Source organism: Aminiphilus sp. (assembly GCF_029975095.1).
Classification (GTDB): domain Bacteria; phylum Synergistota; class Synergistia; order Synergistales; family Aminiphilaceae; genus Aminiphilus.
The window spans coordinates 1-11,326 of the sequence record NZ_JARKPW010000070.1 but is presented as its reverse complement, the minus strand read 5'-3'; the positions used below and the strand labels follow the sequence as shown (position 1 = coordinate 11,326).

8 protein-coding genes and 1 pseudogene are annotated in these 11,326 nt (G+C 61.4%); 5 read left to right on the top strand and 4 right to left on the bottom strand.

From position 1 onward, the window contains the following. The 5 genes from Q1K49_RS04470 to cysK form a co-directional block, all read left to right on the top strand. On the top strand, window positions 1-490 hold a 490-nt coding region (locus Q1K49_RS04470), incomplete at its 5' end, for an amidase family protein (RefSeq protein WP_300523274.1). Beyond that, entirely contained in the window at window positions 487-1,956 is a 1,470-nt protein-coding gene (gene gatB, locus Q1K49_RS04465) for an Asp-tRNA(Asn)/Glu-tRNA(Gln) amidotransferase subunit GatB (protein ID WP_300523273.1), read from the top strand. The genes Q1K49_RS04470 and gatB, both read left to right, overlap by 4 nt. A gap of 203 nt (window positions 1,957-2,159) precedes the next feature. Further along, entirely contained in the window at window positions 2,160-4,247 is a 2,088-nt protein-coding gene (gene fusA / locus Q1K49_RS04460) for an elongation factor G (RefSeq protein WP_300523271.1), read from the top strand. 485 nt (window positions 4,248-4,732) lie between these two features. Beyond that, the gene (gene epsC, locus Q1K49_RS04455) at window positions 4,733-5,395 is read left to right on the top strand and encodes a serine O-acetyltransferase EpsC (RefSeq protein ID WP_300523269.1); all 663 of its coding nucleotides are present in this window, start codon (window positions 4,733-4,735) and stop codon (window positions 5,393-5,395) included. 2 nt (window positions 5,396-5,397) lie between these two features. After that, window positions 5,398-6,327, top strand: coding sequence for a cysteine synthase A (gene cysK / locus Q1K49_RS04450; RefSeq protein WP_300523266.1), 930 nt, complete (start codon window positions 5,398-5,400; stop codon window positions 6,325-6,327). A 98-nt stretch (window positions 6,328-6,425) separates the two neighbouring features. On the opposite strand, the pseudogene Q1K49_RS04445 reads toward cysK, so the two are convergent. From Q1K49_RS04445 to Q1K49_RS04430, 4 genes and pseudogenes are all read right to left on the bottom strand, one after another. Continuing rightward, window positions 6,426-6,923, bottom strand: a pseudogene (locus Q1K49_RS04445) (phosphatidylglycerol lysyltransferase domain-containing protein). Between the two features lie 165 nt (window positions 6,924-7,088). Further along, window positions 7,089-8,546, bottom strand: a complete 1,458-nt coding sequence (gene mnmE, locus Q1K49_RS04440) for a tRNA uridine-5-carboxymethylaminomethyl(34) synthesis GTPase MnmE (RefSeq protein ID WP_300523263.1) — start codon at window positions 8,544-8,546, stop codon at window positions 7,089-7,091. A gap of 42 nt (window positions 8,547-8,588) precedes the next feature. After that, window positions 8,589-10,091 carry a leucyl aminopeptidase gene (locus tag Q1K49_RS04435; protein ID WP_300523260.1) on the bottom strand — a complete coding sequence of 501 codons (1,503 nt, stop codon included), beginning with the start codon at window positions 10,089-10,091 and terminating at the stop codon, window positions 8,589-8,591. Between the two features lie 158 nt (window positions 10,092-10,249). Further along, a partial coding sequence (locus Q1K49_RS04430) for a PLP-dependent aminotransferase family protein (RefSeq protein WP_300523258.1) occupies window positions 10,250-11,326 on the bottom strand: 1,077 nt, incomplete at its 5' end.

Here is an 11,326-nt window from a genome sequence, read left to right as displayed (position 1 = left end):
AGGAGACACGCTGCTGGAGCAATATTTCCGGACCCGAGGCGCTGGATTCGGCAAGGAGGTGAAGCGGCGGATCCTCACCGGCACCTATGTGCTGAGTTCCGGATATTACGATGCCTACTACCTGACCGCCCAGAAGGTCCGGCGCCGCATCGTGCAGGAATTTGCGGAGGTTTTCTCCGGAGTGGATGCAATTCTCCTTCCCACGTCGCCCTGTCTTCCCTTCCACAGGGGCGAACTGGTGGATGACCCCATTCGCATGTATCTGACGGACGTCTTCACTCTTCCCGTAAACCTCGCGGGGTTGCCCGGGCTCTCCCTCTGCACGGGGTACGCCAAAAACGGCCTTCCTCTGAGCGTGCAGCTCGTGGGAAAGGCATGGAGCGAGCAGCAGCTCCTCGGAATCGCTGCCGTGCTCGAGTCCCGTTTCGGCACACCACGGATTGCTCCTCTCGAGACGAAGACGCACTTCAAGGGAGGTGAGCGGTCGTGACCTGTTCCTACACACCTGTGATCGGTCTTGAGATCCATGTGCAGCTCGCCACGGCGACGAAGCTGTTCTGCGCTTGTCCCACCGGGTACATCGGGGCCGTTCCCAATTCGAACGTCTGTCCCGTCTGCCTCGGCCTTCCCGGGACGCTGCCCGTGCCGAATGCGAGGGCCGTGGAGTTCACCCTCCGCACCGCCCTCGCGCTGGGATGTTCCGTGCAGCGAGGGACCCGTTTCCACAGGAAGAACTACTTCTATCCTGACCTTCCCAAGGCGTATCAGATCAGTCAGTATGACCTTCCTCTCGGCCTGGGCGGTTTCCTGGACGTCCGAACGGACGGGGATGTGCACCGAATCCGCATCACGAGGGTGCACATGGAGGAGGATGCGGGGAAACTCGTGCATGCCTGCGGCGACGGCAGGCTTTCCGGAGCGGGCCATTCCCTGGCGGATTACAACCGGGCGGGTATCCCGCTCATGGAGATCGTCTCCGAGCCGGACATTCGTACTCCCCGGGAGGCCCGCGAATATGTGGCGGAACTCCGCCGCCTCGTGCGCTGTCTGGATGTGTCCGACGGAGACATGGAATCGGGGTCGCTTCGGGTTGATGCGAACATTTCCGTGAAATGTTCCGACGGGCGCTGGGGAAGCAAGGTGGAGATCAAGAACATGAACTCTCTCCGTGCCTTGGAGCGCGCTCTCGATTTCGAGATTGTCCGCCAGACCGCCGTTCTGGAAAAGGGAGAGACAGTGTTTCAGGAAACGCGCCACTGGGACGATGTTTCGGGGCACACTCGTTCCTCACGGAGTAAGGAGGAGGCCCACGACTATCGCTACTTCCCGGATCCGGATCTTCCGCCGCTCTTCTTCGAGGAATCTTGGGTGACGTCCATTGCAGCGGCTCTTCCCGAGTTACCCTGGATGCGACGGGAGCGCTATGCTTCTACCTTCGGTCTTTCCGGCGACGATGTGGGCGTTTTTCTGGAGGACCGGTGCCTGGCGGAATACTTCGATGCCCTTGTTGGTGCCGGAGTTACCCCTTCCCGTGCGGCCAACTGGATTCGCACGGAAGTGCTCCGTGCTCTCAATGAAATGGGAGGCGGCATGGCCGCATTTCCCGTCGCGGCGGCGGAACTGGCATCGCTTCTCGCTGCGGTGGAGCGCCGTGAGTTGTCCGTGACGGCGGCGCGAGAGGTGTTTGATGCGATGCGCAAAGCGAACCTCTCCTTCGAAGAGGCTTCCCGGCGGTGCGGCATCGCCTCGGGAAATCTCGGAGAGAATGCCCTGAAGGACCTTCTGCGGTCCGTCCTGGAAGAGAACGCCGATGTGATCGCGGAGATCCGTTCCGGAGGCGACGTCAAGGGCAAGAAGATCAAATTTCTCCAGGGGCTTGTCATGCGGAAAGCCCGGGGGCAGGCGAATCCGGAGAGCGTGCTGCAACTTCTTGAGGACATGCTTCGCGGGGAGTAGTGACCGCTTTGCCTGGTTTCCGCCTTTCGAGGGAGACAGGCGGAGACGGCGCTGTCGCAATGGCTCGGGTATGTCGCATTGACGGAGTTTGTTCGGGGACGTAACATACCTGTAGCGCTGTGGTAACCTTGCCGCAGGCATACATGTGGTTGTGTGCGTGTGCTGAAGGTGACCAAAATGTTGCAACGAGGAGGAATGGACGTATGGGGACGCGAAAACCCGAGGATATCAGGGCTGTCGTCGTTGTCGGACATGGAGGATCGGGTAAGACGACGCTTACCGAGGTTGCGTTGTTCGACGCCGGCGTGACGACCCGTATGGGGAAGATCGAGGACGGTAACACCGTCAGCGATTTCAGCTCCGAGGAACAGAAGCGCCAGATCTCCATCAATGCATCGGTGGCGACCCTGCCGTACAAGGGCAAGACCCTGTATCTGCTTGATGCGCCGGGCTATGCGGACTTCATCGGCGACATGCGCAGTTCCATGCGCGTTGCCGACGCGGCGGTCATGGTAGTGAGCGGTGTGCACGGCGTGGAGGTCCAGACCGAAAAAGCCTGGGAATTCTCGGAGGATTTCAACATCCCCGTCGTTTTCTTCCTGAGCAAAATGGCACGGGAAAACGCGGATTTCGAGCGGTCTCTCGGCGAGATCCGCCAGTACATGACGGAGCGCGCCATGCCCCTCTTCCTCCCTATCGGGAAGGAGGCGGCCTTCAAGGGCGTGGTGGACCTTCTCTCCGGAAAAGCCTATCTCTACAAGGGGGATGGAAGCAAGGACATGAGCGAGGGGCCTCTGCCCGCCGACATGACCGATGCGGTCGCCGCCGCCCGGGAATCCCTTGTGGAGTGCATCGTCGAGGCGGACGACGAGTTGATGATGCGCTACCTCGACGGAGACCAGATCGGCATGGAGGAACTCGTTCCCGCGCTGCGCAAGTCCGTTCGCGAGCGGCGCCTTTTTCCGGTGATCCCCGGCGACAGCAGTGTCAACGTCGGCATCTACCAATTCCTCGACATCCTGGCGGACGTCCTTCCCTCGCCTCTCGAAACGGCTCCTCGTCCTGCTCTGAAGGGCGAGGAGGAAGTCCTGGTTTCTCCCGATCCGAAGAGTCCCTTCATGGCACTTTGCTTCAAGGTCATGGTTGACCCCTACGTGGGGAAACTCTCTTTTCTCCGCGTCTTTGCCGGGGCACTCACCTCCGATCAGCCTATCTACAACGTGAATAAAGGAGAGGAAGAACGCATCAGCGCCTTCAAGCTCATGTGCGGCAAGGAGGGCAAGGACACCAAGGACATCGTGGTGGGAGACATCCTGGCGATTCCGAAACTTCACAGTACCGTGGTGGGCAACACGCTCGCCGTCAAAGGATGTGCCCTCACTTTCCCCCCCATTCAGTTCCCGCTTCCGGTCTACAGCGTAGCCGTCCTGCCCAAGAGCCGGGCCGACGAGGACAAGCTCGCCACGTCACTGCACCGAATGCTCGAAGAGGATGCCACGCTCTCTTACCGGAAGGATCCGGAGACGAACGACAATGTCCTTTCCGGCATGGGCGACCTGCATCTGGACATCATGCTCTCCAGAATCAAGGAGCGGTACGGTGTGGAGCTTGAGACCCGTACGCCCCGGGTTCCCTACCGGGAGACCATCAAGAAGAAGGCCAAGGCACAGGGAAAATACAAGAAACAGACGGGAGGCCGGGGACAGTACGGCGACGCGCATATCGAGTTCGAGCCGTTGGAGCGCGGGGCCGGATTCGAATTCCTGGACAAGGTCGTCGGAGGCGTCGTTCCCAAGTCCTATATCCCCGCGGTTGAAAAAGGACTGCGCGAGGCCCTTCCGAAGGGATATCTGGCGGGATATCCCATGGTGGACGTGCGGGCATCCCTCGTGTTCGGCTCCTACCACGATGTGGATTCCTCGGAAATGGCCTTCAAGATCGCCGCGTCTCTCGCGTTCAAGGAAGCCATGAAGAGCGCCTCTCCCATCCTGCTGGAGCCCATCATGAACGTGGAAGTGGTTGTGCCCGAGGAGTACCTGGGGGATGTCATGGGGGACATGAACAGCCGGAGAGGGCGCATCATGGGTATCGACTCCAAGGGACGTCTTCAGGTCGTGAAAGCCCAGGTCCCCATGGGGGAAATGTTCCGTTATGCCATCGTCCTTCGCTCCATGACCTCCGGGCGGGGTAATTTCACCATGGCTTTCTCCCACTACGAGGAGGCGCCTGCGGAAGTGACGAAGAAAGTTGTCGCCGAATACCAGGCCCAGGCGGAGGAAGAGAAGGACTGACGATTGCCGCATAGGGCATGACCACGAGGAGAGGGCGTTCTCCCGAGAACGTCCTTGGGAAATGTTTCTTTCCATTGATGTTGTATGCCCGAGACTCCGGAGCGCTTCCCGATTCCGTCATCGGCGTGCTCTTGCCTGTCCGGCGTGCGGGTTTGTGTGCGTCAGACGGGTCGAGGGCTTGACGGAATCGAGAAAACCGCTACAATGGCGACAATTTATTTTTCTCTTTGTGGAGCGATGTTTGAAGGAGGTCTTGCGGATCATGCTTCTGTCGGCGAACGTTTTCTGTTGTTGTCGGTGGAGAGACGTCTAGTTTCCCACCGCGGGTTTTTCTCCGCGGCGGCCTATAGTGGTGCTGCGGAAAAACCGAAAGAGAACGTGTCATAGCGCAAGATCCCGTTGGAATGGTCAAAATCGGGGGTTCTGCCGCAGCTGCGGAGAACCCCCGATTTTTTGTGTTCGGAAAGAGCAAGGAGGAAGATGCCGTGTTGACGACGTTGAGAGAAGATTATCGTTCCGTACGACGAATGGACCCCTCCATTCCGCCGGGACTCCGGGGTTTTTTCGAGATCGTGCTCTGCACGCCCGGCTTTTGGGCGATTTGTGGCCACCGGCTGTTTCATTTTCTCCACAGGAGAATGCGGCTGCCCGTTCTTCCCCGCTTTCTCTCCCTGGTGATGCGCTGGTTCACGGGCATCGAAATCCACCCCGGAGCGGAGATCGGAAGAGGGGTGTTCATCGATCACGGCATGGGTGTGGTCATTGGCGAGACCGCTCGTGTCGGCGACGGTGTGACCATCTACCAGGGAGTCACCCTCGGTGCCCGGGGAAACGAGGCCGGGGCGAAACGCCATCCCACCGTGGAGGGGGGAGCCTTTCTCGGTAGCGGCGCGAAAATTTTGGGAGACATCACCGTGGGCAGGGGGGCACGGATCGGAGCCGGGGCGGTGGTTGTGGAAGACGTTCCCCCCGAGACGACCGTGGTGGGCTTCCCCGCCTTTGCAATCAAACAGCGCGGGAGAGTTCTGTGGAATCCGAGAATGCTTCTGGAGCGCCTCAATGCGTTGGAGGAGGAGTACCGACGGCTCCACGAAAGGCTCAAAGAGCTGGAGGAGTCGGCAGAGTCGGATACGAGAGGAGTTGCGTGAGAATGTTTCGTGTTGATGATGCCGTGATTGTGTCGCGGATAGGAGAGACACCGTTCTTGAGGTTGCCTTCGGAAGGGGGTGCGACGATTTTCGTGAAGCTGGAGGGTAACAATCCGGGAGGATCCGTGAAGGATCGCGCCGCCTGGGGGATGCTCCGCTACGCCGAGGCGGAAGGAAAGCTCTCCGCGGAAACGGTGCTGGTGGAGCCCACATCGGGAAATACCGGTATCTCCCTCGCCATGCTGGGACGGGCGCTTGGGCTTCGCGTGATTTTCACCATGCCCGAGTCCATGTCCCTGGAACGACGGGCCGTATTGGCGGCCTTAGGGGCGGATCTCATCCTCACTCCCGCGGCGGAGGGGATGGGAGGTGCGGTGCGAAGAGCGCAGGAGCTGCTCCAGGAAATTCCGGGAGGGCTACTGCCGGACCAGTTTTCGAACCCAGGAAACCCCTGGGCACATCAGGTCACCACGGGTCCGGAGATCCTGACGACTCTCAGGGGTGCGCATCTCCGGGCGTTCGTCGCCGGAGTCGGAACGGGGGGAACTCTTTCCGGTGCGGGACGTGCGCTCAAGGCCGTGTATCCCCAGGTGCGTGTCGTGGCGGTGGAACCCTCGGAAAGTCCGGTTCTCGGTGGAGGAAAGCCTGGACCTCACCGGATTCAGGGGATCGGGGCCGGGTTCGTGCCTCGTAATTTCGACAGGGATGTGGTGGACGAGATTCTTCCCGTATCCACCGAAGAGGCCTTCGAAACCACTCGCTGGCTTGCGGAAAAGTTCGGACTCTTCTCCGGCGTCTCCACTGGCGCGAACGTAACGGCGGCGCGGTGTATCGCCCGGCTCTTTTCCCCGGAGGACGTGGTGGTCACTCTTTCTCCAGATCGGGGGGACAAATACCTCAGCCTGGGTGTCTTTCGAGGAACATCCGCCTGAAACGTGAAGAAGCCGGCGACGGGGGCCGCACAGAGGGCAATTTCTCTCCGCGGTTCCCGTCGCTCCGGGGTATCCCGGTCGTGCGTGGGCGGGGAAGTTCATTCCATGAAAATGCCCTTGAATCCGCCTGCCACGAGAGAGGCCACGTCGGTGAGGACGGCGGGGAGGGAAAGACGCCCCGGATAGGCGAGGTAGCGGGGTTCCCAGTATGGGTCGAACTTCTCCTTGTACTGCCGGAGTCCCTGGAAATTACAGAAATGCTCCCCGTGCCGGAAAACAAAGGTTCCCAGGCGATGTCAGAACGGAGCGAGACGGCGATCCTCCAGCCCGGAAAGGGGGGCCATTCCGAGATTGAACCAGCGGAAGCCCCTTTCTTTCCCCCAGAGCATGAGTTCCAGGAAGAGGAACTTCATGATGCCCGGGGGCGCATCGTTTCTGTAACGCATGAGATCTGGCGAGATCTCCGCTCTGTCACACGTTAATGGTTGCAAAGTTGCGTTCGTTGAGCCCGGACGTCCTTCCGGCGCTGCGGCGCCGTCTCTCCGGAGACGGCGATCCCGGTCCCGCGTGTCCTGGTTCAAAAGAGCAGGTTTCACGCTTTCTTCATGGCAAGAAAAGCGAGTGCGGCAGAGAATGAACGGGGTCGCCGGGAGAAAGCGTACCGGTCGCCTCGATGGCCGTGGGGAGATGGAGCGACGGCGGAGCGTGGCGCGGTTGAGAAGAGAGCGCACGGCGCGAGGGGGCCGTGGTATGCCGGACGGTCATTTCCCGATGCAAAACTGGCTGAAGATCGCGTCGAGAAGCGTGTCGTCCCAGGAAAGGCCAAGGATCCGCTCCAGACAGCCCCGGGCTTCGGCGAGGGCCGTGGCCGCTGCGTCCTGCCCCAGGCCGGAGGAAAGCGCGCCTTTCGCCGCGGAGAGGGCGTCTAGGGCGAGGCGGAGCTCCTCCACCTGCCTGGAGGAGACGTTGTGCGCCTCGTCGTCGGAAGCATCGTTTCCCCAGAGCTGCACGATGGCGTCCTTCAGCTCTTCGACACCCTCTCCGCGTTCGGCGGAAAGGATGACGATCGTGCTCTCCCGCAGAAGGGTGCGTATCTTCTCCGGGTCCGTCCTGAGCGGAAGGTCCGCTTTGTTGATCGCTACCAGGTGGGGGCGTGGCGCCAGTCGGGAGGCGAGCTCCTCGTCGTCTCGGGTCAGAGGTTCGCTTCCGTCCACCACCCAGAGCCGGATGTCGGCTTCTTCGAAGGCGCGGTTCGCCCGGTCGATACCCAGGGCCTCCACGGGGCCTTCGGGAGTCCGGATACCTGCCGTGTCCAGAAGGCGCAGCGGCACGCCCTTGTGGGTGAGAACTTCCTCGATGATGTCCCTGGTCGTCCCCGGAACAGCGGTCACGATGGCTCGCGATTCCTGAAGAAAAGCGTTGAGAAGCGAGGATTTTCCTACGTTCGGACGCCCCACCAGGGCTACGCGAACGCCCTCACGGAGAAGATTCCCCTGGCGGCTGCGCTCATAGATGCGGGATAATGCCTCGGAGAGCGCCGACAGTTCCCGGAGCACACCCTCGTTTGTGCACTCGGGGAGCTCTTCCTCGGGGAAATCCAGTGAGGCTTCGAGGAGCGCGGAAAGACGGAGAATGCTGTCGTGAAGGGGCTTGAGCCGCGAGGAAAAACGCCCCTGGAGTGTACGGACGCCGGCTCGAAGTGCCGCGTCGCTCCGGGCGCGAATCACCGAGAGAACGGCTTCTGCCTGGGCGAGGTCGATACGCCCGTTCAAAAAGGCCCGGCGGGTGAATTCACCGGGTTCCGCAGGACGGGCGCCCAAAGTGAAGAGTTCGGCCAGGACGAGCTTTGCCGCGAGGGTGCCTCCGTGGCAGTGAAGTTCCGCCACTTCCTCGCCGGTGTAGCTCCGAGGGGCGGCGAAGAGGACGAAGAGCACTTGGTCGAGAGGCTGACCTGTGCTGTCCTGAAACACGCCGAGGCGAAACGTGCGAGGGAAAATGGTTTCCTTCGTGCCGGAAAACGGGGTGAATCGGGCCAGGGCGAGTGCTCCGGCCTCCGGCCCGGAGAGGCGGACGATGGCGATGCCCGCCTCTCCGGGTGCGGTGGCGATGGCGGCGATGGTGCTTTCTTTCGCACCATCGCCGCGTTCTTCAGGGGAAAACGCGTCCGGCGGAGTTCGGGGTACGGTGTTCCCGTCGCGGGATGTTTCGCTGTCCGTCATGTTCGCATTCTCCCCGAAGCGTCCGTAACGTGCCGTCTCCGGCTAGAGAGACCGGAGTACTTCCAGAAGGGTTCGCACGCCGAAGCCGGTGGCTCCCTTGCCGTAGTAGCCGTAGGGTTCCTTGTAATTGTCCACACCGGCGATGTCCAGGTGCGCCCAGTCGATCCCCTCCGCAACGAATTCCTGAAGGAACATGGCGGCGGTGATGGCGCCGCCGTAGCGGCCGCCGGAGTTCACCACATCCGCGATGGGCGAGGAGATCTTCTTGCGCAGGCGCTCGTCGTCGAGGGGCAGTCTCCAGAAACGCTCGCCCGCCTCTTTCCCCTTGGTGTAGACGCGTTCCGCCAGTTCGTCGGAATTGGAGAAGAGCCCCGCCGTGTACTCGCCGAGGGCCACCACGCAGGAACCCGTGAGGGTGGCCACGTCGATGATCACCGAAGGAGCGAGCTCCGAGGCGAAACAGAGGACGTCCGCAAGAGTGACGCGTCCTTCCGCGTCGGTGTTGTCGATCTCGATGGTTTTTCCGTTTTTCGCACGCAACACGTCGTCGGGGCGGTAGGAGCCGCCGTCGGGCATGTTTTCCGCGGCGCCCACGAGGGCGTGCACTTCCAGGTCGGGATGGAGACGCGCCACGGCCTGCATGGCTCCAAGAACGACGCAGGCGCCGCTCTTGTCGCCTTTCATGGTGCGCATGTGCCCTTCCGTCTTGATGTTTAGACCGCCGCTGTCGAAGGTGAGCCCCTTGCCGACGAGGACCACCTTTTTTCGGGGTGTTCCGCCGGGGCGGTACACGAGATGAATGAGGCGGGGCGGCGTCTTGGACCCCTTGCCGACGGACCAGAGCCCTTCCATGCCCATTTCGCGGATCGCCGCGTCGTCGTGGACGGTGCATTCGAGTCCTTCCGCCAGGGCGAGCGCCTGGGCCCGCTCGGCGAGGACCGAGGGGTTCACCATGTTGCCCGGTTCATTCGCGAGATGGCGTGCGTAGAGCTGGGCCTCCGCGAACAGGCGTCCCGCGGTCAGGTCTTCTTCGGTGCCTCCGGCGACGGAAAGGCGTGCGAGCGACGCTTCTCCGTTGTCGTCGTCCTCCTTTTTGGTGCGGAACGAGGTGCCCCGGTCGTTTCCCAGAAGCGTTCCCTCGACAAGTGCTTTGGTGGCGGTGCCCTTCGGAATGCCGCAGGGAGGTTCGAGTGCGCCGGGGCTCCAGAGCAGCAGGTCGGTCACCTTGTCCCTGGCGGCGCTTTTTGCGATTCCCGCAGCGGCGAAGCGCCAGGAATCACAAGTCGCCTTGGCGGAGGGGCCCATGCCCGCCACGTAGATCCGGCGGATGGCGGCGATCCCCAGGGAAGACGGAAGCGGCAGGGAAAATGCCTGTTCCTTTTTGCCGGAGAAGCGATGGAGTTCCGCAGCCTCGGTGAGAAGGGGCGCCAGGGGGCTTCCCAGTTCTTCGAGGCGGGAAAGATCCTCCTCGAAAAGGGCGATGCCGAGAGCCTCCGACGTGAATTCGGAGGGTGTTGCGGGTGTGGGGAACACGGAAACAGACATGATCGATGTACCTCCCGTATGATCGTGCTGTCTTTCGAACCCACCGGCGGATTCTTCCGCGTCGGAACCGGTGCCTATGCCGGAACTGTGTGCGGCACGGGTTGTCGGCCCGAGCCGGTGGGTATCGTCAGGACTGGAAAGAGTCGGAAAGCGTTTTGTCAGCGCAGCAATTCTTTCATGGCGGTGCCGAGGCGACGGCATCCCTCGTCGATCTGCTCGGGGGACGCAAAGGTGTAGCACATGCGGAAATTGTGGAGCCCGCCCCCGTTGGGATAGAAGGGTTCGCCCAGCACGAAGGCCACATTGTTCTCGACGGCCTTCTCGAAGAGCTTTCTCGCCTCGATGCGGGGCGTTTCCATCCAGTAGAAGAACCCTCCCTGAGGTTTCACCCAGGAGACTTCTTCAAGGGGGAGGTAGCGACGGAACGCTTCTTCCATTGCGTCCCGTTTTTTCCGGTAATGGTCGATGATCCGCGGAAGGAAGCTCTCCAGATGGCCGAGGCGGCAGTATTCGTAAACCATGGCCTGGGCCACGACGCTGGTGCAGACATCCACGCCCTGCTTGAACACCGCCATTTTACGGATGATCTCCTTGTTGCCCGTGCACCAGCCGATGCGTGTGCCCGGTGCGAGGACCTTCGAGAAGGAACAGGCGAAGAGCACGATACCCCGGTCGTCCATGGAGAAGAGAGAGGGAAGGTGCTCCCCGTCGAAACGGACATAGCCGTAAGGATCGTCCTCAAGGACAGGAATGTCGTACGCGTAGGCCAGGTCGAGGAGTTTGCGTCGTCTCTCCGTCGAAAGCGTGCACCCGAGAGGATTGTGGAAGTTCACAATGGAATAGATGTACTTCACCGTCTTGCCTTCCCGACGGGCTTGTTCGAGACGTTCCGCCAGAATGTCCGTTCTCATTCCTTCGCTGTCGCAGGGAACGGTGAGAATTTCCGCGCTGTGGTTGTGCATATTCAGCGTCGATCCGAGAAATGTCGGATCTTCGGTGACGATGCAGTCCCCGGGGTTCACGAGTGCCCAGTTCAGCAGGTCCACGACCTGGGTGGAGCCGCTGGTGATGAGGATTTCCGAGGCTGGGTCCGTTTTTCTCCCCATACGGGGTTCCGTCCATGTGGCGATGAACTCCTTGAGAGGATCGTACCCCTCGGTGGTGCCGTACTGCAGGACGTCTCGCCCCTGCGTTGCGAGAATCCCCGAGGCCTCGGCGAACTGCTCCACGGGGAA